This is a genomic window from Pedobacter zeaxanthinifaciens, from assembly GCF_003313335.1.
Classification (GTDB): domain Bacteria; phylum Bacteroidota; class Bacteroidia; order Sphingobacteriales; family Sphingobacteriaceae; genus Pedobacter; species Pedobacter zeaxanthinifaciens.
This window is the reverse complement of the sequence record NZ_QMHP01000010.1, coordinates 112093-137841: the sequence shown is the minus strand read 5'-3', so window position 1 is coordinate 137841 and position 25749 is coordinate 112093. Positions and strand designations below refer to the sequence as shown.

The 25749-nt window shown below is 37.3% G+C and carries 27 protein-coding genes and 1 tRNA gene; 6 read left to right on the top strand and 22 right to left on the bottom strand.

The features are described from left to right. Positions 1-8 precede the first annotated feature (8 nt). From DUT68_RS15210 to DUT68_RS15155, 12 genes are all read right to left on the bottom strand, one after another. Positions 9-1016 carry an ATP-grasp domain-containing protein gene (locus DUT68_RS15210; RefSeq protein WP_113639070.1) on the bottom strand — a complete coding sequence of 336 codons (1008 nt, stop codon included), beginning with the start codon at positions 1014-1016 and terminating at the stop codon, positions 9-11. Continuing rightward, positions 1010-1723: an NRDE family protein gene (locus DUT68_RS15205; RefSeq protein WP_113639069.1), complete on the bottom strand. Its 714-nt coding sequence runs from the start codon at positions 1721-1723 to the stop codon at positions 1010-1012. Before DUT68_RS15205 ends, DUT68_RS15210 begins: the two co-directional genes overlap by 7 nt. Further along, complete coding sequence (locus DUT68_RS15200) at positions 1711-2211, bottom strand: hypothetical protein (RefSeq protein WP_198659611.1); 501 nt, start codon at positions 2209-2211, stop codon at positions 1711-1713. The genes DUT68_RS15205 and DUT68_RS15200 overlap by 13 nt, the downstream gene beginning before the upstream one ends. A 136-nt stretch (positions 2212-2347) precedes the next feature. After that, positions 2348-2740 carry a DoxX family protein gene (locus tag DUT68_RS15195; protein ID WP_113639068.1) on the bottom strand — a complete coding sequence of 131 codons (393 nt, stop codon included), beginning with the start codon at positions 2738-2740 and terminating at the stop codon, positions 2348-2350. A 10-nt stretch (positions 2741-2750) separates the two neighbouring features. Continuing rightward, positions 2751-3212, bottom strand: coding sequence for a YHS domain-containing (seleno)protein (locus DUT68_RS15190; RefSeq protein WP_198659610.1), 462 nt, complete (start codon positions 3210-3212; stop codon positions 2751-2753). A 5-nt stretch (positions 3213-3217) separates the two neighbouring features. Beyond that, on the bottom strand, positions 3218-3679 hold the full coding sequence (locus DUT68_RS15185) for a YHS domain-containing (seleno)protein (RefSeq protein WP_113639067.1): 462 nt from the start codon (positions 3677-3679) through the stop codon (positions 3218-3220). Positions 3680-3733: 54 nt separating this feature from the next. Then, positions 3734-4432 (bottom strand): Crp/Fnr family transcriptional regulator, encoded by a 699-nt coding sequence (locus DUT68_RS15180; RefSeq protein ID WP_113639066.1) that lies wholly within the window; start codon positions 4430-4432, stop codon positions 3734-3736. Positions 4433-4576: 144 nt separating this feature from the next. Continuing rightward, on the bottom strand, positions 4577-5413 hold the full coding sequence (locus DUT68_RS15175) for a hypothetical protein (protein ID WP_157960885.1): 837 nt from the start codon (positions 5411-5413) through the stop codon (positions 4577-4579). Positions 5414-5641: 228 nt separating this feature from the next. After that, positions 5642-5836, bottom strand: coding sequence for a YqaE/Pmp3 family membrane protein (locus DUT68_RS15170; RefSeq protein ID WP_113639064.1), 195 nt, complete (start codon positions 5834-5836; stop codon positions 5642-5644). 134 nt (positions 5837-5970) lie between these two features. After that, on the bottom strand, positions 5971-7296 hold the full coding sequence (murA, locus tag DUT68_RS15165; protein WP_113639063.1) for a UDP-N-acetylglucosamine 1-carboxyvinyltransferase: 1326 nt from the start codon (positions 7294-7296) through the stop codon (positions 5971-5973). Between the two features lie 48 nt (positions 7297-7344). Then, positions 7345-8001: a DUF4290 domain-containing protein gene (locus tag DUT68_RS15160; RefSeq protein ID WP_113639062.1), complete on the bottom strand. Its 657-nt coding sequence runs from the start codon at positions 7999-8001 to the stop codon at positions 7345-7347. Positions 8002-8580: 579 nt separating this feature from the next. Continuing rightward, on the bottom strand, positions 8581-10869 hold the full coding sequence (locus DUT68_RS15155) for an ATP-dependent helicase (protein ID WP_113639061.1): 2289 nt from the start codon (positions 10867-10869) through the stop codon (positions 8581-8583). A gap of 134 nt (positions 10870-11003) precedes the next feature. Between DUT68_RS15155 and DUT68_RS15150 the strand changes: the two genes are divergently transcribed. Beyond that, positions 11004-11387: a DUF493 domain-containing protein gene (locus DUT68_RS15150; protein WP_214608407.1), complete on the top strand. Its 384-nt coding sequence runs from the start codon at positions 11004-11006 to the stop codon at positions 11385-11387. Between the two features lie 262 nt (positions 11388-11649). Here the strand turns inward: DUT68_RS15150 and DUT68_RS15145 are convergent, their stop codons facing one another. The 4 genes from DUT68_RS15145 to DUT68_RS15130 are packed head-to-tail and all read right to left on the bottom strand — an operon-like array spanning position 11650 to position 15657. Beyond that, the gene (locus tag DUT68_RS15145; RefSeq protein WP_113639059.1) at positions 11650-12288 is read right to left on the bottom strand and encodes an alpha/beta hydrolase; all 639 of its coding nucleotides are present in this window, start codon (positions 12286-12288) and stop codon (positions 11650-11652) included. 21 nt (positions 12289-12309) lie between these two features. After that, positions 12310-13824: a PH domain-containing protein gene (locus DUT68_RS15140; RefSeq protein ID WP_198659608.1), complete on the bottom strand. Its 1515-nt coding sequence runs from the start codon at positions 13822-13824 to the stop codon at positions 12310-12312. A gap of 4 nt (positions 13825-13828) precedes the next feature. Continuing rightward, positions 13829-14353 carry a PH domain-containing protein gene (locus DUT68_RS15135; protein ID WP_113639057.1) on the bottom strand — a complete coding sequence of 175 codons (525 nt, stop codon included), beginning with the start codon at positions 14351-14353 and terminating at the stop codon, positions 13829-13831. A 5-nt stretch (positions 14354-14358) separates the two neighbouring features. Next, a complete protein-coding gene (locus tag DUT68_RS15130; protein ID WP_113639056.1) occupies positions 14359-15657 on the bottom strand; it encodes a DUF2268 domain-containing putative Zn-dependent protease in 1299 nt (432 codons plus the stop codon). 95 nt (positions 15658-15752) lie between these two features. Between DUT68_RS15130 and DUT68_RS15125 the strand changes: the two genes are divergently transcribed. After that, positions 15753-16199: a DUF2059 domain-containing protein gene (locus DUT68_RS15125; protein WP_113639055.1), complete on the top strand. Its 447-nt coding sequence runs from the start codon at positions 15753-15755 to the stop codon at positions 16197-16199. A gap of 86 nt (positions 16200-16285) precedes the next feature. Here DUT68_RS15125 and hscA read toward each other — a convergent pair whose 3' ends face one another. The 4 genes from hscA to DUT68_RS18390 all read right to left on the bottom strand — a co-directional run bounded on the left by hscA (position 16286) and on the right by DUT68_RS18390 (position 19844). Further along, positions 16286-18145, bottom strand: coding sequence for a Fe-S protein assembly chaperone HscA (hscA, locus tag DUT68_RS15120; RefSeq protein ID WP_113639054.1), 1860 nt, complete (start codon positions 18143-18145; stop codon positions 16286-16288). A 113-nt stretch (positions 18146-18258) separates the two neighbouring features. Next, positions 18259-18684, bottom strand: coding sequence for a VOC family protein (locus tag DUT68_RS15115; protein WP_113639053.1), 426 nt, complete (start codon positions 18682-18684; stop codon positions 18259-18261). Between the two features lie 162 nt (positions 18685-18846). Beyond that, positions 18847-19383: a YfiT family bacillithiol transferase gene (locus DUT68_RS15110; protein WP_113639052.1), complete on the bottom strand. Its 537-nt coding sequence runs from the start codon at positions 19381-19383 to the stop codon at positions 18847-18849. 197 nt (positions 19384-19580) lie between these two features. Next, positions 19581-19844, bottom strand: a complete 264-nt coding sequence (locus DUT68_RS18390) for a hypothetical protein (RefSeq protein ID WP_157960884.1) — start codon at positions 19842-19844, stop codon at positions 19581-19583. A 630-nt stretch (positions 19845-20474) separates the two neighbouring features. Here DUT68_RS18390 and DUT68_RS15100 point away from each other — a divergent pair. Then, positions 20475-21503: a quinone-dependent dihydroorotate dehydrogenase gene (locus DUT68_RS15100; protein WP_113639050.1), complete on the top strand. Its 1029-nt coding sequence runs from the start codon at positions 20475-20477 to the stop codon at positions 21501-21503. 30 nt (positions 21504-21533) lie between these two features. Here DUT68_RS15100 and tamL read toward each other — a convergent pair whose 3' ends face one another. After that, positions 21534-23951 carry a translocation and assembly module lipoprotein TamL gene (tamL, locus tag DUT68_RS15095; protein ID WP_113639049.1) on the bottom strand — a complete coding sequence of 806 codons (2418 nt, stop codon included), beginning with the start codon at positions 23949-23951 and terminating at the stop codon, positions 21534-21536. On the opposite strand from tamL, the gene DUT68_RS15090 reads away from it, so the two are divergent. The 3 genes from DUT68_RS15090 (at position 23942) to DUT68_RS15080 (ending at position 25078) form a co-directional block, all read left to right on the top strand. Beyond that, a complete protein-coding gene (locus tag DUT68_RS15090) occupies positions 23942-24682 on the top strand; it encodes a TrmH family RNA methyltransferase (protein ID WP_113639048.1) in 741 nt (246 codons plus the stop codon). The genes tamL and DUT68_RS15090 overlap by 10 nt on opposite strands. A gap of 117 nt (positions 24683-24799) precedes the next feature. Beyond that, a tRNA-Cys gene (locus tag DUT68_RS15085) sits at positions 24800-24870 on the top strand. A gap of 37 nt (positions 24871-24907) precedes the next feature. Beyond that, complete coding sequence (locus tag DUT68_RS15080; protein ID WP_113639047.1) at positions 24908-25078, top strand: spore protein; 171 nt, start codon at positions 24908-24910, stop codon at positions 25076-25078. 143 nt (positions 25079-25221) lie between these two features. On the opposite strand, the gene DUT68_RS15075 is transcribed toward DUT68_RS15080, so the two are convergent. After that, positions 25222-25749, bottom strand: coding sequence for a hypothetical protein (locus DUT68_RS15075; protein ID WP_113639046.1), 528 nt, complete (start codon positions 25747-25749; stop codon positions 25222-25224).

Sequence of the window (25749 nt, the reverse complement as noted above, 5' to 3'; positions counted from 1 at the left end):
AAGTGGACTTAGTTAAAGCAACTGGTACGAGATCTGTTAATTATTTGAGGTCCCATTTGTTTTTCTCGCTTAGCTTTTAAGTTGATACTTACAATTTCCTTTAAAATTTGCTGATGTTTAAGGATTTCCCGTTGAGCTTGCCAAAAGGATTTTTTTGGATCGTATATGTGGGTGGGCTCACTTTTTACACCGTTAAGTTCAATAATAGAAAAGTGCTGCCCAATTTCTAGATCTTCAAAACACTGATACCGTATATCTAGTCGACCATAGTAAAAACCATCAATTTGATCCAATATTTGATTGAAAGTTTGCATTAATTTTTCGGTAATTAGAGCCGTTCCATCTGTAAATTGAGTTCCACGACTATGGTTCCCAAACGGAACCAAACAACGTTCTTCATTTTGTGGAAGTATTTCTTGAAGATTGATACTTTGTTTAAGCTTTGAAATTTGAAACTGAAAACGAGGGTTTTTTCGCAGAAGTTGCTCAATACTGTCTTTGCCATTTCCTGTTATACTGAGAAACTGTTTCAATGTAATGCCACTAATTTTACCTTTTTTTTGATTTGGTAAGCGATAGTAAAATAAACCAATTTCATTAGGGAATGATATCAGTTCCTGCACCAAAAAATTCTGACTCATGGAGCTTGCATAGCTAAAAAGTTCCTCGAAGTTGCTAACTTTTTCTACACCAACCCCTCTACAACCCACATCAGGTTTTACTATCAAAGGGAAATTTAATCCGCTATATCTGATTTTTTCAATGATGTTTTGCCTGTCTTCTTTTTGTACTAGTATTGTTTTAGGGAAAGATGACGGAGGTAAAATGTGATAAATCGACATCTTACTATCTGCATATAAGCCGCCGTTTTTAATTTTTGGGTTGGCAAACTTATAAAACTTAAATGATTTGAATTTGATCATCCACCAAACCCAAATGAAAAATGTTGGGAGATAAACCAAATAAGATGGCCAATATTCCCAATGTTTGAGTTTATGCCACCAAAGTTTTAACATAATTTTTCGGTTAAAATAGTTGTTGTTTGCTCAACTAAATCAATATGACGTATGCTAAAACCTCCATTATGCAATATCCACTGCGTTACACTTTTGGTAAGCATTTTTCCATTTCTGTCGATAATTAGGCCATTTTCCTTGTCGGCAGTAAATGTGTTGGTATGAAAATCCATCAGATCATTTGCATCTAATTGTTGGTGTTTTTCCCGAATAAATTGATTAAACCAACTACGTCTATCTTTAATAATTTTTGGAGCATAAAGGGTTGATGACGACCAAATCATTGGTGTGCCACTGGATAAAGTTTGATGTTCTTTATTTTCTCCATCCCAGCGTAATTGGATCAACTCATTTTTCGCATACACTACGATGGTGAAGGGAGCGACATCAAGCAAATCAATTTGATGCCACGCCGCATTGATGTGATTTGAGGACGCCAGTTCTAAAAGTACAATTCCTCTGCTTCTGCCACAGTAGGATTTTGCAGCACCATTAAATTCAGCTCCATTAAGCAATACGAATGCATCACCTTTCTCGTTAGCAACAATCCAAGTGCCGCCAGCTTGAGGATCTTTTGGAAAAAACAATCTCTTGCCAAAAGCAAGTTCGCTTTTAGGGACTGTTGAATTCGGGCGGAAGGCACTTTCGTCTCTGTTAGAAGTAATAATGACTTGGTGCTGAGTTTTATAAAAACTTACTGTACACATTGTTTTTTATAGGCAATTGTCGACTTAGCTACGCCGAAATTTTCGCTTATACCGTCTTTCCCTAAAATAGTCATTCCAATTTTGATAATTGCTTGGTGATGAATGCAATGCTCAATGTTATAAATCAACTCTCGGAGGTAGTTTGACGCAATGCCATTTGCCTCATCGGCGTAAAGCGTAGCAATCTCCAGGTTTTTATCTTCTCTACATAAATTAATTACTATTGAAGCGATATTTTCAACTGCAAAATCAATGCTTTCTTGGAGCAGCACATTTCTTTCTCGCTCGTCGTAGTTTACCACACCTGTATTATAGCCGTGGAACAGCTGTTGAAATAATTCTATAATATGTCTTGTGTGTTCGCCAATGCTCGAATGGCTTAGCAACGGGATTTTTTCCTTATACTCATCTTTACTAAGTTGTTGGATAGCAGAAGCTAATTGCAAAAGTATTTCTCTTGCTTCCGTGTGGGGCGACATGATTTTCATAGATTTTCTTTTAACGTTGATATTCCATGATTATTTTAATTGACCTAAAAATATTTAATGAGGCGTTTCGCAATTAGCTGGCAATATAAACTGTCAATTTGTAGTATGTCTTTTTCAAAGCAACAAGCGGTTACATTTATTTCGCCGATCTAAATACCGAAATCACCTCGTTTTTACACCAAATGAGGTAAATTGATGAACAAAACAATACTACTAGGGCAAGGGCAAATAGTTTTCCGTTATCGCTAGATACATTAATGCCTAATACCAAAAGATGAGAAGCTACTGCGCCTAAAATGATGATCAAACTGCATAGCATACCTAATGTTTTTGTTTTAGGTAAAAGAATCATAACGGCGACAATTAGTTCGATTATCCCAAGGGTAATTCTGCCCCAAGGTTCTACTCCTAATGCAGAAAAAATATGAACTGAATCTGGATGAGCTGTAAATTTAAAATATAGCGTTTGCAACAATATTACTGCTACGATAATTCTTAAAGCGCTGGTAACTAATTTTTTTGATTGCATGTCAGTTATGTTAATGTTTGAAATTTTTCCAGTTGTTATCAGCTTTTTGGATAAATTCCTGCTGATTTTTAACCCAGCTTTCTTTTACTTTCATATTGTAGTTGAAGTATAACTTGCCATTATCTATGGTCCAGGTATCAATTTCTACCGAGGCTTTATAACCCTTGCTCATGCCAAAAGCACAATAACCGCCGTACTGAGGCAGGTAGCGTTCTGGATTTGCCTTAAACTTTGCTAAGTTTTCGTTGGTAGAAAAATACCAGTTGGCGCCCTTATATTTTAGGGATATTTGTTCATTTCCCATTACAGGCTTACCTTCTGTGAAAAATGCAACAACATCATAGCCGGCAATAGCCATGTTGTTTTTAGAAAAAAATTCAGGTTTGCTATCTTGTTTAGGTTGATAACCCCAACTTAATAATGCGATAGTTGTTAATAATGCGATTGACGCAAAGATTGCTTTTAGTTTCATGTTTTTTAGTTTATAAATTTCGACCAGTTTTTGTCAGCTTTAGTTTTTAGTGTTTTTTCGTCCTTATTCCAGCTTTTTAATGTGTTATTCCAGTACGCATTATAGAAGAGGTAAAGTTTTCCATCTAAAATTTTAAATGTTTTTGGATCAATTTCCACCTTTTCCGCACTATTTCCCATTGCATAGGCGCACCAACCACCATATTGAGGCTCGTATTTTTGTGGATTTGATTCAAATAACCTTTTATTAGCCTCGGTAGAGAAGTAATAAATTACACCTAGATATAAGAGATTGATTTTAGGAGAACCCTTTAGGGCTTTACCTTGAGTGAAATAGTTTATAGGATCGTAACCTTGTATCGCAATTTGCTTTTCGAGATTGTACTGCTTTACTCTTTCTGCCCCATTACTTTGCGCATATAGCGTAGCAGAAATGCATATTAGAAAAATGGAAATGAAATGTTTCATACTTTTTAACTTGTTTACTCAAAGGTAAATCTGAGTTAAAAAGCAAAATGTAAACTACTTTACATTCTCCGCTAAATTTTTAATTTTTTTCACGTCAGGAATGAAAATTTCTTTCTGTGAATAGTTAAGTAGCCCTTCCGCTTCCAGCGTTTTAAACAACGAGATGATGGTTTGTCGAGTAGTACAAATTAGTTGCGATATATCTTTTTGGGTAAGATAATTAGGGAGTAGATAGGAAGTTGATTGTACGTTTTCCTTTTCGATAATCATGTTAAGGAGCAACAATAACCGGGTTCTAGCATCCCGAAAAAGAATATTTTTATAACTGTTTTGGATTTTTTTGAAATTGAAGCCTATGAATTTGATGTAATTTAATGCGAAATCGGGCTTTTTATACATGATTTCTTCCAAACGTTCTCGATAGAAAGTACAAATGATAGCCTCGTCGGTAACAACTTTGAAAAACTCATCATTTTCAGTTGGCATTTCTAAATTCAGATCGCCGAAAACATCTCCCTCTTGCAATATGTCTATTAAAATTTCTTCTCCATCTGCATTCAATCGTAACAACTTAATAGCGCCTCTTTTGAGAAAATAAATGCGTTCTTTACTACTAAAAGGTAAGTCTAGCAGCTCATTTTTTTGGGATTTCTTGAACTTCTTCAAAATGCATAGCGAATCTATCTCCGAGAAACTCAAATTTCGAAAAAGCTGATGGTCATGTAAATACCAGTATTTTAAATCTGAACTCATTTGGTACTTTACCTTTCAATAAATATAGCAAATATGCCATAAAGAAACGTGCTTTAAAATATCAAGTGGAAAAATATCAAATTGTGATAAAAGCGAAACAATCAGTGGTTGATCTATAGAAGTGCATCCGTCACAAGAATGATGTTATTTAGCTACTTTTTCTCGATCAGTGTTTGCATCCCGTTTTAATCCGTTATAGATGCTTTGCAAAATTGCGTAATCATCATCTACCCATTTGCCAGTACTTGTGCCAGTGTATTTGTTGTCCCTTAGGTAATTTTCGTATAGCTGATAAGCAATAGCAGCTTCTTGCTCGTTGTAATAAGCATTTTTCCAAACAGGTTTTACTACCGCGAAAGGAAATTTACCAATTCCGCTACTGTAAATTCGAATTGGTCCTTGTGACAATTCGAAAGATACTAACTCTGGTTTTTGCTGTATAGCAACATATAAAATTAAACTGACATGCTTAACGTAGTTTTCCAACCTTTGTTTAAGTTGTGGGATTGATTCGGAAGTAGTAGCCTTTATACGCCATTGGATGTTAGATGGGTGAAAAGGTTCATTGCTCAGGTCTTTAAGTGGCAAAGCTTCTCTATAAAACACACTCACATTGCCACTGCCTTCGTCTTTTAATTTGAGTATTTCGAGGCCACTTTTAGTCGTCGAAAATTTCATTTCATAGCTTTTTGTTGACGAATTTTCGGCTTTTATGGTAAGTATACCATCATTTATAGTCCATTTGCCAATTTGTTGCGCTTCTTCACTAAGTACGCTTAAAGTACTATCCTTAAATAGATTTAATAGCTCGCCTTGTTTCGCTACGTATGAGTTTAGGCTACCAGCTTTACTGCCTTGCTGTTCTATTCTTTTAAGTTTCCATGTTCCCAAAGCCGAATACTTTTTGGTATTGATGGACAAACAACCGTAACATAAAATAATAATTGACAGGCTTAGGAGAGTGCGTAATGTATGTTTCATTAGATGGTTAGGTTTGGTCTACTTCAACTAGCTATACTAGCTTAAATTTACAACATAAAGCTACTTATTTTTTTCAAAGTCGCCTGCTTAATTTGAAGCACTAAATGGAGTAATTGTATGTAGCTAAAAAATATTAACTAACAGTAACATGCCGTAGTTAACATGAGCAAGGAGCATGCTAGCGTTCAAGGTTAAAAGCTAAGAACTTAATGGAAAGAAGTGGATCAATTACCGCTTCATTGCCCTAATTAATTGTCTGTTGCGTCTATCAGCACGAGCATTTTGTAAAGAAATTACAGCCCAAATAGCAGCGGGTATCCATCCAATTAAGGTAATTTGCAAAATCAGGCAAACTATGCCGGTCAAAATTCTTCCCCTTAGCAAAAAAGAAAGAAACGGGAAAAAGATAGCGATTAAAGTCATGCTAATTTGATGTGCTTAGCGGTAGCTTGTTACAAAGAAACTTTAAATAATGTAATCTACACAAAGCATAAAACTAAAAGTCCCGGAACACTGTAAAGGCCGGGACTTTTTATGATAACGCTACAGCGTAAGTTTTAATGACTTGGAGCAGCAGCATCCACACGTTTAATTTGCGCACCTAAGGCACGTAAACGCGTATCAATATCTTGGTAGCCACGTTCAATTTGTTCAATGTTAAAAATGGTCGACTTGCCTTCGGCAGATAATGCAGCAATTAGTAATGAAACACCAGCTCTAATGTCAGGCGAAGTCATGCTGATACCACGCAGTTTGTACTTTTTGTCAATGCCGTTTACAGTGGCACGGTGCGGATCACAAAGGATAATTTGGGCACCCATATCAATCAGTTTATCTACAAAAAACAATCGGCTTTCGAACATTTTTTGATGAATCAATACGTTTCCTTTAGCCTGTGTAGCCACCACCAATACAATGCTCAATAAATCTGGCGTAAAACCTGGCCAAGGAGCATCGGCAATGGTTAAAATAGAACCATCAATAAAAGTATCAATTTCATAATGCTTTTGTGATGGAACGTAAATATCATCACCGCGGCGTTCCAATTTTATACCTAGCTTTTTGAATACCTCTGGAATTACACCCAGTTCATCATAAGCAACGTTTTTAATGGTAATTTCCGACTCCGTCATAGCTGCCAAGCCAATAAACGAACCAATTTCGATCATATCAGGTAACATGCGGTGCTCTGTTCCACCCAATTTTTTAACACCTTCAATGGTCAACAAATTAGAGCCAATGCCGCTAATTTTTGCACCCATGCGGTTAAGCATTTTGCATAACTGCTGTAAATAAGGTTCACAAGCAGCATTATAAATGGTAGTTACACCTTTAGCTAATACAGCTGCCATTACAATGTTGGCTGTACCAGTAACAGAGGCCTCATCAAGTAAAATGTAGGTACCCTTAAGGTTGGTAGCATCTACGTTAAAAAACGCCGCTTTGCTATCATAAACAAACTTTGCACCTAGTTTTTCAAAGCCTAAAAAGTGCGTATCTAAACGGCGTCTTCCAATTTTATCGCCACCTGGCTTAGGAATAGCTGCTTTACCAAAGCGGGCCAAAAGCGGGCCAACAATCATAATTGAGCCACGTAAGCTACCACCTTTAGATTTAAAAGTGTCCGACTGGAAAAAGTCGAGGTTTATATTTTTAGCTTCAAAAGTGTAAGTATCCTTATTCAAACGTTCAACTTTAACACCTAAATCAGCCAATAAATCAATTAATTTATTTACATCTTTAATATCAGGAATATTGCTGATGGTAATTTTTTCTTCGGTTAAAAGTACCGCCGATAGGATTTGTAAGGCTTCGTTTTTAGCGCCCTGCGGCGTAATTTCACCCTTTAATTTTTTTCCGCCTGTAATTTCAAATGCGTTCATTATCTAAATATTTTGGTAGTTCACTTAACGGTTGGTTAAGTATAAACGTTAATGTCTTTGTTTATTATTATTATTATTGTTGTTGTTGTTCCGCTGGCGGTTTTTCTTGTTGTTTTGGCGACCGCGGTTATTGTTTTGCCTATTGTTTTGCTGCTTAAATTCTACTTTCTGAAGATTTACGTTTTCTTCCAAAGCCAGTGCACCGCCTGATAGTTCCGCCAAATTTTTAAGGATCACTTCATCGGCTACATTATCCTTATTCCACTGCACATAGGCCATTTTCATAAAATTGGCAATGCCTTGTACCATGGCGGCTTTACGCTCCGGATTTTGCTCCTCAATGGCGGTAGCAATTAATTTTTCAACCGTTTTGCCATAGTGTTTATATTTTATGCGTTGGTGTGGGTAACCAATATGGTCGGGTTTAAACTCCTTAGTTTCCGGAGTTGGCTTAGGGTAGGGGCTGTCTACATCAATTTGATAGTTAGAAATAATGTGTAAATGATCCCAAAGTTTATGTTTAAAATCGGCCACATCACGCAAGTGAGGGTTTAAAAAACCCATCAAATCAATCACTGCTTGAGCATATTTATTGCGTTCTTCTTTAGTTGGCAAAGTAATAATGTACTTCACCATATTTTGTACATTACGCCCATACTCCGCTAAAATCAGCTCGCTTCTGGTAGTGTTATAATCGAAATTCATTTTGTCTAAATTAATTATCAGAGATAATCTTAATATAAAATCTTTATTTTTTAAAAAACAATGTTAGGTGTTCTCGGCTGCTGTAGTCCCGCTGTACGCTATTATTTTTTTGTGTTTAGGTGATTGCGCTCTTTTGCCATGCTGAGATTATCGAAGCACCTGCAATTAACCCAAAATCCTTCGACAAGCTCAGGATGACACACAAAAAAGATAACCGCTTCCATCAGGTTTAATTAACCACGTTGGTACACCAAGGTTAAAAGCAAAGTAGCTACAAAATCAAAAAGCAACAGCGATATTAAACCATTATGAAATAACTGAAACAGAAGCTAACGACTAAGGAAAAACCCTCAACTTCCAAAGATGTTTTCAGTTATGAAATTCACCGGAATGGTTTGTTGTTGCAAATATAAGGTTTTAGTCCAGAGTATAAAGTTGAAAGTGAAAAGTATCTTGTTTCCATCCGAGATTATGAAGAACCTATTTCTTAATTAGATTTCTCCTATCGTCGAAATGACAGCTTGTGATAAGTCAGTTGTCGAAACAACCAAATAACTAAACACCCAATCAACTAAACAACTATTTCACAATCCTCAACTTTGCAAATTTCAACAGTAACTGCTTGTTGCCCAAACCCTGAAAAAATACAGTGGCTTTAACATCCGGCAGTTTACCTTCCAACTGCACAATTTTCCCGAAACCAAATTTCTCGTGTTCTACCTCCATGCCCATTTGAAATTCATGTGCTGCGTTTGGCGTAAAACCCGCTGTTGGAACGTGTGCTTTTGGTAAAATAGAAGTAGTAGGCTTTGGCTTAAATGCCGTTTGCTGCGTAGTTGGTCGTTGTGGTAGCTCCCTTTGTTGGCTCCAACTTTTTCTCTCCGTATCAAAGCCGCCGCTGCTGTAGCTTGGTTTTGCTTGTTTTAAGGCATCTAGCTCTAAATACGAGGGATTAATTTCGTTAATGAAACGACTCGGTTCGCAGGAGGTTAACGTGCCCCAACGGTAACGAGAAGTGGCATAAGTTAATGTTAGTTTCTTTTCTGCTCTAGTGATTGCCACATAAAATAATCGACGTTCCTCTTCCAAATCAGCTCTAGAATTTACCGACATTTGCGAGGGGAATAGGTTCTCTTCCAAACCAACCACAAATACATTTTTAAATTCCAGGCCTTTTGCCGAGTGTATGGTCATTAACGATACGGTATCTGCATCTTTGTCCTTGTCTTTATCATCATTGGTCAACAAAGCCACATCCTGCATGAAAATAGCCAAGCTGCGGTCTTCAATATCTTCACGCTCTGCAAACTCTTTGATACCGGCTAATAACTCCTGGATATTTTCGTAGCGGGCCCTGCCTTCAACGCTATCATCGCTGTGCAAATCCTTTAAAATGCCAGAATGTTGGGCAATGTATAAAGCGGTTTCGTAAGCATCTAACTTTGTAGACTCTGCAGCAAATGCCTTAATCATCATCGCAAAATCGTTCAGTTGATTAGGGATGCGCCCGCCCAAATATTGGTGGGGGGCACAAATGACCTGCCACATCGTAATGCCGTGCTCATTAGCTGCTACAGAAACTTTATCCAAGGTAGTATCGCCCAAACCACGACGAGGATAGTTGATGATACGCTTCAAGGCTTCCTCATCTGCCGGGTTGAAAGTTAATCGGAAGTAAGCAATTAAATCTTTGATCTCTTTACGTTGGTAGAAAGAAAGGCCGCCGTATATTTTGTAAGGGACATTGAGCTTGCGCAAAGCCTCCTCCATGGCCCTACTTTGTGCATTGGTACGGTACAGAATAGCGAAATCAGTATAATTTAAACCATTTCCGCTACGTTCCTGTACAATGGCTTCGGCTACTAGTTTACCTTCTTCGTTATCAGTAAAAGCTCTTGATATTTTAATTTTATCACCCTTTTCATTGGAAGAAAATACATTCTTTTCCAACTGATTTTTGTTGTTGGCAATAATGCTATTGGCAACCTCAACAATGTTTTGTGTAGAGCGGTAATTTTGTTCCAATTTGTAAACTTTCAAGTCTGGATAATCACGCTCCACATTTAAAATGTTTTGGATATTAGCCCCACGGAAGGCATAGATACTTTGTGCATCGTCACCAACCACACAGATATTTTCATGAGCTGCCGCAAGTTTTTTTACAATGGTGTACTGCGAGTGGTTGGTATCCTGGTACTCATCCACCATAATGTATTTAAACTTATGTTGGTATTTGTTAACGATATCAGGGTTGTCCCTTAATAAAATATTGGTTTTAAATAAAAGGTCATCAAAATCCATTGCCCCAGCTTTGTAACATCTGTCCCAGTAGGCTTTGTAAATTCTCCCAAGTTCAGGTCTTTTATTACTAATGTCTTCAGCTAGTATGGTTGGGTTATTGATGTATTCGGCAGCAGAAACTAGGTTGTTTTTAGCAGAGGAAATACGGTTGTAAACGATGTTAGCTGCATAAAGCTTATCGTCTAGCTGCATTTCTTTAAGGATAGTACGGATTAAGCTTTTACAATCGTCCGTATCGTAAATAGTGAAATTGCTTGGATAGCCAATTCTCTCAGCCTCCACACGTAAAATTTTAGCGAAAACCGAGTGGAAAGTTCCCATCCAAATGCTTTTAGCCTCACTACCCACCACTTTTTCGATACGCTCACGCATCTCCTTACTGGCTTTGTTAGTAAAGGTTAATACCAAAATGTTAAACGGATCTATACCTTTTTGTATCAAGTGAGCCACACGATAGGTGATTACCCTCGTTTTTCCCGAACCTGCACCAGCTACAATCATTACTGGTCCTTCGGTATTCTCTACTGCCGCTCTTTGTTGTGGGTTTAATCCTGCTAAATAATCCAAAATCTTCTTCCTTTTTTAGACTTCAAAAATAAGAAATTGTAGGGGGAATTGGTAAATTGTTGAAAGGTTTGGTACACAGTTTAAATAGCTGAACATATTAAATGGCTTGCGCATTACAAATTGGCAACTGTAAATTGCTTACTGCCAAAATAGCATCTGTTTTAAAAGGGAATGGATTTTGTTTACATTGGGTTATGGATGAAAATAATTTAAATCATAAGTTAGACTTTAATGATATCCCGGAAGGGGACAACAACGATATATATGCAAATTTTAAGGAGAAGTTAGAAAGTGTTCAAACTTTTCCAGGTTTGTATGCCTTTAAATTTATTTTAACTGGCGGCGTAGATAAGATAAAGGAACTGAGAACAGTGTTACCTGAAGATGAATTTATAGAAACACCATCGAAAACTGGAAAATATGTTTCAGTTACGGTTAAAAAATGGATGCAAGATGCGGATGCCGTTGTTGCTGTTTATAAAAAAGTTGGCGAAATTAAAGGCGTAATGATGCTTTAAGAGTTGAGAAGAACGGGTTATCGTGTCTAGAAGACGGCTATAATGTTAATAGATTCATCGCGATGCTCTGAATGACAAGTCGTCTAGCAAAGTTGCCCATTTTAAACCTGATGCTCTTCGAGATTTGTAATCTCGAAGCATTATCTTAGGATTTTCAATCCTTATTTTGTCATCGGTGCACTCCTTTGGGTTTTGCGTGTCGCTAGCTGGGATTCGCTTTTGAAGATGCTGAAATAAATTACGAATGACGGATAGGTTGGAATTAGATGATTTTGTGTAGTGCTTCGCTCACTTGCTTCGCCTTATCCAGCACCATTAAATGTCCTCCATTTTCAATGACTATCACATTCCCAGCATTTCTGATGGGCAATATTTTATCCTTACTACCGTGGATATGATAGAGCTGTGGATGTAACAGTTGGTTATCCCACTTTACTATTACATTAATTGCCCACCTTAAAAAGTCGATATCAGTATCGGCTAGTACCTTCTGAAATAAATCCTTATCATTTTTTCTAATGATACCAAATAGCCAACGGTTAAAAAAGGTATTGCTTTTAAGGAGGGAATACGGGATAATTTTATGCAAATTCAATTTCCCTGCAATACGATAAAGTAGCGGAATTTCATTTCTGGTTTTAAGTGAAGAAAGTAATATTAACTTCTCCGTTGGGATAATCTTGGACATTTCGGTGGCCACAATTCCGCCAAATGAAAGTCCTATCAAAATTGGATTTTCATCTTTAATTTGTGCGCTTAAACGCTTGGCGTAATCCGCTAGTATTTCATTTACTTGAGGCTTAATCCATTTCACGAAAGTGACTTCTAATCCTGTCAAATCAAGGTATTTGAAAACCCGCTCATCTGCACCTAAGCCACTAAAAATGTAAACCTTCTTCAAGTTTTTCTCCTTATTATACTGTTACATCCAGTCCTTTTCTGTGCTTTCCACTTTGTAAAGCCACCAGTTTACTAGCGTTTTAATCTCGGTATAGTTGCCGTATAAAAATCTGATATCGCCAGCTGCAGTGTGTAACGTAACGTGACCAATATCTAGCTTGCGGTGCCAAGGATATTGTGAAGTGCTGATTGATTGGATTTTATGCGGCTCAATAATTTCTTGCGAAATGTCCCAAATTCCGCTTTGCTTGATGATGAAATCTTCGGAAACAACGATGCGGTGCTTCGTGTAACTGATGTAGATCATCAAGGTTACTAATACCACGTACATTACAGCCAAGCCATAAAAAGGCCGAATTTCGGGAGTTAAGTTGTAAATAAATGCGTATACCATTAACGGTACCACAACAGTGAAGAACAGCGGAAGATTTAAGAAGCGAAAATTAGGTGAAAAAGTCCTGCCTTGCTCTGGGAGTTGCTTTAAAACCATCTTTAAGATTTCCTCTTTTTCGTCAGCATTACAGCCTGGAACTTCCATATTATTGCTCTTCATCTCATTTTCAGATGGCTGGTGACCGGCGTGTGCTTGTTTTAAGGTCATGTTAAACAGACCTATTTTCTTTTGAAAGTAGTTTTGACTGTAAGTGGTAATTTGTACTCTGCTTGGATGAAGTAAGGTGTTTTTCTTTGCGAAAAGTCCAGAGGAAATGAGTAACGACTTTTGGTGCTTGCTGAGTTGGAAGTCAAAATATTTGATAAAAGTTCGTATCACGTTAGTGGCCAACAAAATGATGATGATGCCCGTAAATAAAATACCTATAGAAATCAATGTGATGCCACTTTTGAAAAATTCCTCTAACTGCCCACGATCGTTATCAAAAGCTTTCAGCAGTTCTTTAATGTTGTGAAACACCGCATATCCAAAACCAATCAGCAGTGCAATGCTTTGTCCATAGTTACTGGTTAAGCCAACTTTTAGTAGCGTACTTGCACCAATTTTAACTATTGGCGTTTCCTGTACTTTTTCGTCAACATCATGGGCTAAGTTCGCTTCAGTAGGGAGCTCTGTAACATTATTGCCAGTGAGCAAGTGCTCCTTAAGTGCGTAGGCAATTTCACCATTAATGGCTTTGATGTTTACTTCTTTACTTTCGGTTCCAGCGGTATCTATTTGCAAACTGTAAACGCCAATTAGCTTTTGCAAAAATCCTTGGTTAATATTTACCTGCTGTATCTTTTCTACTGGGATGTTCAAATGTTTGCGGCCAAATACACCTTTGTCAATTACAAATTCCTGCTTTTTAGGATCAAGATAAAAAGTGAATTTAAGGTAATAGAAGTAAGCATAAATTAAAGATACCACCAAAATACCAGCTAAGCCCAAAGCCGCATAAAGCAGTGCAGCGTTATTGGATTTTACAATGAATAGCGCCAATGGAATAAACATGGCTCGTACAAATTTTTGAACGATATACGCCCCATTAATTATTATGCCTGCGGCCGATTGCCTTTGCGGCTTGCTAAAATCAGTAAACATAGCGCTATTCATTTTCAGATTGAACTACCAAGCGTTGCACTAAAGCCTCTTTCATTATTTTAGCCTGCTCAATTGGGATACCCGCAATACTTATTTGGCCGCTATTGCCGCCAGCAGTGTAAATTTGTAGTGTTCCCAATTTAAAAACTCTGGATAACACACCTTCGTTTAAGGCCACATGTTGAATTCGATTTAAAGGTACGATGGTAGTTGTTTCTGCGATTACGCCACTTTTGTAAAGTACATCCTTTTCTCTTAAAGCGAAACCACGTCTTTTAAAGCTCGCCCTGTAAACTATAAAAAGAAACACTGCGAAAATCAAATACAAAGCAATCCAAATTAGCCAGTTCAGCCCGGCATCATCATTAAGTAAAAGCAACGCCGCTAAACCAATACCAAGTATTATTAAAAAAACGCTAATGTTAATTACCATCAATGTCCAATATTTAGGATGTGGTTTAGTTAGCATAGTTGCTTCATACTTGGGAAGCTGGTCTAAATCAATAGTTTCGTTTGTAAATGATATCATGACGTTTAGTTAGCAGTTTTAAAATTGATTAGATAGGCTTTTAGCGGAATGCCATTTTCATTTCTGAAACGCTCCGTTGCCACACTTTGGTAAATATTGTTAGGCTCTAGCTTCACTTCAAAACTAAAGGATTTTTTATCGTCTGAGAAACCAATCACACGCTGAACCATGAGCACATTTTTTTCTCCCGCTGGACCAAAGTCAAATCCTCGGTAGTTTACATTCATCGGTTGCGAAAAATATAAAGTAACTACCTTAATGTTGGGGTCTACCTTTTGGGAATTATTGTTAAATTCCTTGATGCCAATAATCTGTGGCCTTGATTTCTCGAAAGCGTCTTTGTACACCTTTAGCGGTTTTTCGAAATAGGCGGATTGCTCTACGAAAGCAGTAAGTTCGCTTTCGTTATTGTAGTCCAGCTCCACCATGTCTTTAACGGCTTGTTTTTTATCTCTAGCCTGCTGGTAATATTTAGCGCAAATCGCATAACCCACGTAGTAGCCCAAATCACGTTGTTTGAATTGGTTATTGGTGTTGTTGTAAAGCCAGTTGGATACAGATGGAGAAAACATTTCCTTCTCAAAAGCCTCTTTAATTTCAGTATCGTGATTTTTCCCGTAAGTAATGGGTTCATTTGGTGAGTTAACGTTAAGTGCTTTTTCTGCTAAAAACTCTGCAACACCCTCTAAAACCACTTGCGCTAGTAATAGGTTTCCAATGGTTGTTTTTTGCTGTGTGTGTACATACTCATGTGTATTGGTGAAGATCAAGCCCTTAACGGGGTTGGAGCCAAAATAATTAGGCAGATGTGGAAAATCGTTTTTTAGCTCTGTGCTGTTAGTTTTATCATCAGCCATTGAAATTTCTGCGCCAATTAGCACTTTATCGTTTAATGTGGTGCCACCAGTTCTTAAAGTACCTATGCTGAAATAAATGCTTGCGGGTTTAAGGTGATACAGTTTACTTAACGCAATAATAGCTTTGTCAATCTCCTTGCCATAACTATCCGCTTTTAAGGTATTGGGTTTAATTGATTTCCAATAGTTTGGATAAAGATTGATGGCGTTTACAAAGCTTTGTGCCGTATAATTTCTTACTTGCATTAAAGCTTTTAAACCTGGTGTGCCTTTATTGATGTATAAATCGTTAATATATTGAATTTGTTTAGCGCTATCAGTTGTTGCTGTAATACTGGCATAGGCTGTCCAAAAATTATTAATATCGGTGGTGATAATTGTTTTTTGTTGCCCACAAGAAATGTGATAACAGATGACAAATGCAATTACCGAAAGCGTTTTTTTCATGTACTATTGTTTGGTTCACTAAATTAACAATCTATTTGATTTGAATAAGCTTGCGATTGAAATTAATCTTATCTTGCCATAATTTAAAGTGAATTATGAAGAAACTATTTATCGCAATATTAATTGCGCTCCCGTGTGCCGCTTTTTCGCAAACAGCACAACATTTAAAAGTAAGCGAACAGTTTTTAGAAGTTTCAGGTGCTAGAACTGCTTTTGATGATGTAGTGAATAGTATGCTACAAACACAAACAGGAGCAGTGCCTCAAGAACATCGAGAAAAATTCATCAGTGTGATGAAAGAATTTATGGCTAAATACTTCAATTATGATGTGCTTAAGCCTAAAATGGCAAAATTGTATGCAGATGAATTTTCGGAGCAAGAGTTAAAGGACTTAATTGCCTTTTATTCTTCTTCAACAGGAAAAAAATATGCTAGCAAAGTAAGTGTTTTAACCACCAAGGGGATGCAAATGGGGCAAGCTGCGGTTCAGGAACACAAGGATGAACTTACCCAAATGATGCAAAAAGCTTTTGGTCAGTAAATTAAGCCTTTTAAACTTTTGGGTTAAGTTATGTATCGTTTGCTTCCACAAGCGATACATAACTGTTAAAGACGAGCTAATTTTCGTTACTCGTCAATTTTTTTGCCTTTCATTGCTTGACCAATCGCGGTATCCATCACTCTTTCGGCAAACGGACGCGTAAATTCGTTCAGCTCATCTGTATTTTTGAGGATAGTATCTTTGTCGCCACTTCCCAAAGCAGCTTTTAGACGGTCAATATGCAGTTTTGTGTCTGCAATTTCAATTTCGGTAAGTAATTGTCCGTTTTTTTCAATGAAACGCTCAGCAGTATAAACCAATTGTTCGCCTTCACTACGAGCTTCAATCAACATTCGTTGTTCTACATCGCTTTTGGCGTTGGTGATGCTGTCAATCAACATTTTCTCAACAGTTTCATCACTCAAACCATAACTAGGCTTAACCTCAATTTCTTGCTTCACGCCAGAGCGTAATTCAATCGCTTGAACTGTTAAAATTCCATCAGCATTCAACAAAAAGTTGATATCCACTTTAGGTAAGCCAGCCGGCATGGCAGGTATTCCTTTTAAATCAAACTCCGCTAGTTTTCGGTTCTCCTTCACTAAATCTCGTTCTCCTTGGTAAACAGAGATCTTCATGTTTACCTGCCCGTCTACGGAGGTAGTATATTGTCGACCAGCTTTAGTAGGCACTTTGCTGTTACGAGCAATAATGACGTCCATTAAACCGCCCATTGTTTCAATACCCAGCGATAAAGGCGTTACATCCAGCAATAAAATATCCGAACGGTTTCCGGCCAAAATGTCCGCCTGAATAGCAGCTCCCAAAGCCACAACTTCATCAGGATTGATATTGTCGTGGGCTGGTTTTCCGAAGAAATCGCTTACTGCTTTTTTAACGTATGGGGTGCGGGTTGAACCACCAACTAAAACTACTTCGTCAATATCGGTCACGCTTAATTCGGCATCCTTTAAAGCCATTTTACAAGCTTCAATAGTTTCTTGAACTTTTGCTGAAATTAAGCCTTCAAACGTCTGCTTGTCTAAACTGCACCAAATATCTCCCAGTTTTTCGTTGTAAAGATTTTGTGTACTCAACGCTTTTTTGGCTGCTTCGGCCTGTAAGCGCAAACTTTGAGTTAATGTATTGTCTTGAGCCAAAATTGTGGTGTCAAGCTTGTTTTGCTCCACCCAATAGTTGAAAATGGCACGGTCAAAATCATCGCCTCCTAAAAAAGTATTGCCGTTGGTACTTAATACCTCAAAAATTCCATTTTGTATTTGAAGAATCGATACGTCGAATGTGCCACCGCCCAAATCATAAACGGCAATTGTTTTTTGTTGCGACGGATCTAAACCTAAACCGTAAGCTAAACTAGCTGCGGTAGGCTCATTCACGATACGCAATACATCTAGGCCTGCAAGCTTGCCTGCATCACGTGTGGCTTGGCGCTGACTGTCGTTAAAATAAGCCGGTACGGTAATCACCGCCCTGTTAACAGGAGTTTTTAATGCATGCTCTGCACGTGCTTTTAGTTCTTTTAAAATCTCGGCAGATAACTCGATAGGAGTGTAAAATTTATCGCCGGCTTTAATTTTCACCAAAGCATCACTCTCATCATCAATGATTTTGTAGCTAAAAATATCGCTGTGCTCAGCAACATCCTTGTACGAGCGGCCAAGCAGCCTTTTTACTGAAAAAATGGTATTGGTAGGATCCGTAGTTAAAAAGGCTTTAGCTTCGTTGCCTACTTCTGCATCACCTTGCTCATTAAAATGCACTACCGAAGGTACTAACACACCTTTGCCGGCGTCGTTAATTACCTGCGGCTGTTGCTCAGGGTTGATAAAAGCCACCAAGCTATTGGTAGTACCTAAATCAATACCTACAATAATTTCTTCTTTTTGTAATGAACCCGTTGCCAGATTAATGGATATTTTTGCCATGCGGCAAAGTTACGAGAATGTTCGAACGTTTTGGAATTGCTTTTAGCCTGATTTGTTAAATTGTTGTAAGGTTTTGTTGTGCTATTGGCAGCCTGTTAAAGAAGACTCACCAATTAGTTCCTAGTATCAAATTCAATCATCCATTCAATGCCATACTTGTCTCTAAACATTCCGAAGTAAGTTCCCCAAGGACTGTCGTTGATTGGCATTTCGATATTGCCACCTTCAGAAAGTCCGTTGAATAAATGGTCTGCTTCGGCTTTACTTTCAGCTTTGATTACGATCTTACTTCGGTTTTCACTTTCGTTGGTACGGCCTAAAATTTCTGGTACGTCGTTACCCATTAAGAAGTTTCCACCAATAGGTAAGGCAATATGCATCATCTTATCTGCTTCGTGTTCGGCAACCTGAAAATTGTCGTTAGCCAAATCTTTAAAGCGGATGATTTTGGTAAACTCTCCTCCAAATACTGATCGGTAAAAATTGAACGCTTCCTCTGCATTTCCATTGAAATTGATGTGTGGATTGATACTTGCCATGATGTTATGTTTTATTTCTTCAAAAGTATAGCATGATTCGGTATTGAAAGGGGTATAAAAGCGTCAAAGAAAAGGGAGGTTTGTGCCAAAGTAATGCTGAATCCGTTACGGTCAATTATTATTATCAACTTATTTAGCATTTAAACACAATTAGTTAAAAAGTTATGCCCAGTTATATGTCTTTTTCGCTTCGGTAATGTGTGCTAGGTGATGGTTGCAATGCCAAGCGTATATGCCTATGTTTTCATCAATTCTAATTCTCTTTCCATGTTCGGGATGAATGAAAACACGCTGATAATCTTCGTTATTTAGATTGTTTAGTAATGTAGTCCATCGATCGTGTATCCCTTCAATTATTTTTAAAGAGGGTTGAATAGGCATACTTTTACTATCAAATAGTTCTGCCCATCTTTCCTCAAAATAAGGTTTAATTGTTGGCTGGTCTTCAGTAAGAGCTAGTTTGAATCTAATGAGACTATTCATATGGCTATCTGCACAATGGTGAATTACCTGCCTAATTGTCCAACCGTTTGGCCTATAAGGTGTGTCGAGTTGCTCGTCTGTCAAATGATTTACTTCATTTATTAACCTTGTAGGAAATGTTGAAATTTCTGAAATCCATTTTGCTAAAATATCTTTCGTAATTATCTCAGGTTTCTCAAACTTTCCAATCGGGTATTTCAATTGTTCTAATGCCATACAGTTCAAAATTTTCAATGTTGCCGTGTTGATATAGCCTGATCATTAAGGTTTAGTGGCTTTGTGTTCCGACGGGTTTTATAAGTACAAATGTTCAATAGAGTTAATATTGTTGAACTTTGCACACATGTTTTATAAAAGCACTTCAGCCGCCATATTACCGAGCCGATGTTATAGCGTGTTTTTCTTGTCATTGTCTATGGAAAGTTAAGTCCAAGTTCATTAACTTCTTTGTCAACCTTTACCCATTCTATTCGTTTGTCAATGCTTTTATGAGGTTCGCTTGTAAGCATAAACACAGGTGTCAGATAAATCACTTCGACCGTTCGTTCGTTGTAGCCTCTTGCACCAATATCCTGCATTTGAAATTCAACTGTCTTAAAACGGAAGTGTTCATTTTGATACAAAATTTTCTGTGTACGCCAAGCACCTAATGAAGCCAAAATTTTCATTGGGTTCACGACAAAAATGAAAATCAGTGAAATTGTAGGATAAATTGTCGCAATAATTCGTTTGTTTTTTGTCTTTATTGAAAAAAAGTTCCAAAGTGAAATCGTAGGTGTGCCGATTAAGAAACCAAAGTAAACGAACGATTTTAGGAATTGATTTTTGATGTCAAAACTTGTCAAGCAGTCTAACAGAAAAAGTAAAACTGTCAAACAGTAAATAAGGTTTAATATTTTGGTCGTACGCGTCAATTCTCAAATGTTGTCTTAAAATGCCTATTAATTCCTGAATATACGCAATACCAACCATCTTAAAAATAAATTGATATTCGTTTTAGTTGTGTTTTAAGCAGTTTTTGACGATGTTGCAGTTGCGTTTTTTGGTATGATTTGTCGAGAGAACACTCAAAAAACGCAAGTTTATTTGCCAAATATTGTTATGCACTTTTCATGCTTTTTTTTCGTTAAATTGCCTCTCAAATAAGTACTTCTTAGATAGGTAGAAAAGATAGTGCAATCTTAAAATCCGTAAAACATCCTTTGGGAAATTGGATGCCTGCCCTTTAACGTTAAATATCGAATACCTCCGTTTCAAAAAATAAATTAAGAAAATGTTAAGATTTCCTTTTTTGCTATCTTCGCACTATGTATCGTTTGGTAAAGCCCTTATTCTTCAAATTCGACCCCGAAAATGTGCATCATTTTGTGGTTAAACGCCTTAAATGGTTCAATGATAGTTTCCCTTTTGGTAAATCGGTTTTGCGAGGAAGCTACGATGTAAGTTTTAAGGGACTAGAGCGAGAAGTTTTTGGCCTGAAGTTTAAAAATCCGGTAGGCTTAGCCGCAGGTTTCGATAAAAATGGCGAATATGTTGAAGCACTGAGCAATTTGGGCTTCGGCTTTATTGAAGTAGGTACGGTAACACCGCTGCCTCAGCCTGGAAATGATAAACCTAGGATGTTTCGCCTACCTGAGGATGCTGCTTTGATTAACCGGATGGGTTTCAATAACAAAGGGGTAGACACCATGGCAGAGCGTTTACGTTTATTGAAAGATCGCCATCCAGATATTATTGTGGGCGGTAACATCGGGAAAAACAAAAATACCCCTAACGAACAGGCGGTTTACGATTATATCAAATGTTTCGACAGGCTTTTTGATGTGGTTGATTATTTTGTTGTTAATGTGAGTTCGCCAAATACACCTGGTTTAAGGGCGTTGCAGGAAAAGGAGCCTTTAATGGAATTGCTGAATACCTTGCAGAAGAGGAACTCAAAAAACAACATCTCAAGACCAATTTTGCTGAAAATTGCACCAGATTTAACCGACGAACAATTAGATGACATCATCGAAATCGTCGGAACTACCGGCATAGCAGGCGTTATCGCTACCAATACTACCATTGGTAGGGACGGATTGTATGCTCCTGAAAAACTAAAGAGCGAAATGGGTGGATTAAGCGGTAAGCCGCTCACCAAGCGTTCAACAGAAGTCATCAGGTATCTTGCCGAAAAGTCTGGAAATGCTTTCCCTATCATTGGTGTGGGAGGTATTCATTCTGCTGAAGATGCTAAAGAAAAGCTGGATGCTGGTGCTGCTTTGGTACAGCTGTATACTGGTTTTATCTACGAAGGTCCGGGCTTAATTAAAAGCATCTGTAAATCATTGATTTAAGCTGCTTTTCAATTAACATTCATCTTCTTTTTAAAATGGCATTCCTATACCAAAATTGTATTGTAGGAAACGGTACCTATCTGGGCTGTGTGTAGCTAAGTAGTTTTCTTTAAAGGTTTTGCCGCCGTTTATAAATTTACTGATTACCCATTGCTCACCTGCAGCAAATTGTGGATCTTTTAATTTCAAGCCAACATCAAAACGGAAAACAAAGAATTGTACATCATACCTAAAGCCTAATCCGGTACCTATGGCAATTTGGTCGGCTAGTTTATCAAATTTAAAATAGGTTTGAGGTTGCGGATTTCCTTTGGCAATATTCCAAATGTTACCGGCATCAATAAACGTTGCGCCATTCAATTTTCCTCCCCAAAACTTTCTGGCTAACAAAAAGCGATATTCCAAATTGGCCTCAATGCGCATTTGTCCTAATTGGTCCAACCCAAATGTTGATGCCCTGGCTTCTGAACTGGTAATTACTTCCCTGTTGTAATTTCCAGGACCTAGGGTACGAGCTTGCCAAGCCCTAACGCCGCTTGAGCCACCTGCGTAAAATAGTTTTTCAAACGGAATAGCAGTGGAGTTACCGTACGCATAGCCAATGCCGGTATTTAAACGCGTTACCAACTGTGATTCTGGCCCTAAACTCTTGTACCAGCGGATGTCAATTTCAGGTCTAACATATTGGTTAAAAGGCAAACCAAGTACTTTTCCATAATCGCCGTTGGCTGGATCATGTTTGTTGCCAAGTAAGCTAGAAATCCCTTGAAGCATATTGCCTGCAATGTCAATGTTGCCTCTAAAATAAATGAAGCTACGATTTTGTAGTAGTTTATCGGCATTTAAAGAGTAAGCATATTTCATTCCCAAAGTAAAATCCTTACGCCCTAATAAAGTGATGTTGTAGGAGTTTTGTTCCAACAATTGCTTGTTAGCATTGTATTTATCGATGTCAGATTTGTCGACCGTGTCAATAAGAATACTTCCAAATCGATATTCGAAGTTGAGTGGCGTTAGCGAGTGCAGTTTAGATTTAGTTTCTACCCAATCGTAACTAATGGCATTGATGAAAATCCTACGGATTGTAATGTCTTTTTGTAGTGCATATAAATAGCTACTCGAAAAGGTAGTGTAAGGAATACCATTTTTCCCCATCGTTGGAATCCTAAAAGGAACCATTAGGCGTGGCACGGTTAAACTTGCACTTACCGAGAAATCTCGCTGATAAATGTCCGAAAAAATTGATCTGCCATCGATAAACCTAGATTGAAGGCCACCTTTTACCTGAAACTGAAACTTTTCGCCACCCTTAAGAAAGTTGTTATTGGTATAAGTGTTACTCAACGTAAAACCTACTGTAGCGTTGTTAAACGGAATTTCGCCTTCAATTCTATTATTCATCCGCTTTTGCGGAATAAGTAGAATAACTGGTTCGATGATCCCGGCCGTATCTTTATTTTTTAGGTATTCAATTTTAACGTTTTTGAAAACATTAAGTTCGTATAACCTATCATAAGTTAGTGTTTCGTTATCAATGTCATAAATCTCGCCCTTCTTTAAAAAATCATATCTAACAATTGGATTTCTCCTAAACTTGCCTGATAAGTCAGTAAATCGGATACCGTTGAAACTCCGTTTGTTAAATTTAATAGAGTCAGTAAAACCTTCTGTATTGGGAGCAATAAGGATATTCGTTTCGCCAATTCGGTAAACTTTGTGTAGGTCTGTACTGTCAATAGGATTATCTATAATCAGTTTTACACTTACTTTATTGTTGTTTTGGTTGGAATCAGGCGAGAAACGTACGTAAGGCCTTACAAAATCATAATAGCCTTGTCTACGCATCAACTTGTAAATTTCTTCTCTTTCGTAAGATAATGAGTCTTCATCATACTGCATACCTACGCTTAAGTGCGAAAAGTTGTTTTTATTGTTAAGATAAATTGATTTTACAGTTGCATCAGAGATTTCGTTAGTGAGTTTATTCACCATAAAAGGTGCGCCAGTTGCTGCGGTGAAGGTTAAAGTGGCTTTCTTTTTACGTACCTTAATATCTGATTTAACGGTGGCGTTGAAAAAGCCTTTGCTTTTTAAAAATTTCTCTATTTGGCTTCGCGAAATTTCAACCAAAGTACTGTCTAAAATTGGCGGCGGACTACCCAACGGTTTAATGTTGTTCTTTTTGTATTTCCCGTTTTTAGTATTAAATAGGTTATAGATGAAAACATTAATGCCCAGTCCTTCAACGGGTTTGATGTCGTTTTGTACGTAGGTATAGGCTGCTTCCTTGTATTCGGGTGCAATGCTATCTATACGCACTTTTTTTACAATGGCTTGGTAATCTTCAATATACTTTGTTGAGGCACAACCTGCTATAAAAACAAGAATAAATAGTAATATTGCAAGAAGTTGAATGTCCTGTTTATTGTAGTTTTTATATGCTTTCAAAATCTCAGATCAGTTTTATTAAATCGCTCCATCAAAAAAAGTACCGTAAAGAAAACGGAATTTTTATTATCGAAGGTATAAAATCTATTGTAGAATTTTTAAATTCTGATTATCAGCTACATAGCGTTTATTTCACTTCAAATATTTTACCGCAGTTACCCAAATTTGCTACAAATATAAATTTATTTGAAGTAAGCGATGCCGAGTTGCAAAAGATTAGTACACTACAAACGCCACAAGGCATATTGGCTTTAGTACATATACCGTCGGCAAAAAGTTTAGATATAGCGCAACTGAAAAATCAATTTTCATTGGTGTTGGATGATGTGCAAGATCCCGGTAATTTTGGTACAATCATCAGAACGGCTGATTGGTTTGGCATTAAAAATATCATCTGTTCTGAAAATACAGTGGAAGCGTACAATCCGAAAACGGTACAATCCACCATGGGTTCGTTATGCAGGGTAAATATTTCGTATACCAATTTAGCTGATTTTTTAGAGAAAGTTGATTTGCCAATTTTTGGAGCTTTACTCAATGGCAATGATATTTATCAAACCAACTGGGGTAAAGAGGGGTTGATTTTACTTGGCAACGAAGGACATGGAATAGCTAAACAGTTGATAGAGAAGATTAATGTGCCAGTAACTATTCCTCGTTTTGGAGCAGCTGAGTCATTGAATGTAGCTGTTTCGGCGGCAATTTTTTGCAGCGAATTAAGAAGGGCCTAGGAAACTGCAGCAGAACTGCGCTTAATCAACTTATAATATTGTTGCTTTTTGAAAATAAAAGTGAACATATTTTTGCAAGCTTACGATTAATTGCTATTTTTGCAACCTTGAAAATAAGGTCGAGTGGCCGAGTGGCTAGGCAGAGGTCTGCAAAACCTTGTACAGCGGTTCGAATCCGCTCTCGACCTCAAGATTGAATATTAAAAGACATAAAAGCTTATTATCATGGCAGTTACCAGATTAAAAAGAAAAGACAGATACAATAAAACTGTTTCTCGTTTAGAAGTAAAAAACTTGAAATTGGCAACTAACCTAGAGTTAGGTAGCCGTTCAAAGCAATCAACTAAAGATCAATTAGCAAAAAACAACGCTGTTTTAGCTTCTTTAGCAAAGTAATTTTTAGGTCCAGACCTAAATATAAAAGGTTCTACAATTTTGTAGAACCTTTTTTTGTTTTAAGCCATTACGATATGTTTATGTTGGTTAAGTGTGTGCTGCTAATGACAAACGCCTAGCCATCAATCCCCAGCTCCCAAAATCTAAATCAACCCTTTTAAATAATCAAAAATAGTCTCGAAATAAGTGGAAACATTTAATCCATTACTGTAACTGAAGAAAAAGAAAATCAAGAACAGGATTACGCCCATGTAGATGAATTTCTTGAATGCAAAAACCAAAATCAATATCAATAGGGGGATGATGATAAAGAAAATTCTGCTAATGGTGATTGGATTGAGATCAGCATTTTTTTTGTAGACATAAAGTAGCTTGCTGTGTGTTCCCTGGTCATTTTCATGTTTGATGTACACAAATGTAGATTTATCTATTGGCAAGGGCAAAATAGCTACACCATCATTAAAATTTAGCTGTTGCGTAAAACCACTAACGCTAAAAGTGTAAGTCCCATTGATATTTTCTAGCGGATTATCTAAACTATCGGCTGCAATAATGGCAATTTTACTGTTTTTTAAAAGGCTTTCCTTTACAATAAAATTATTGATGCCTGCGGTTTGGCAAAAGCCGTTAATTGTAAAGAAGAAAAATGCAGCAAAAAATAAAAGTCTCAT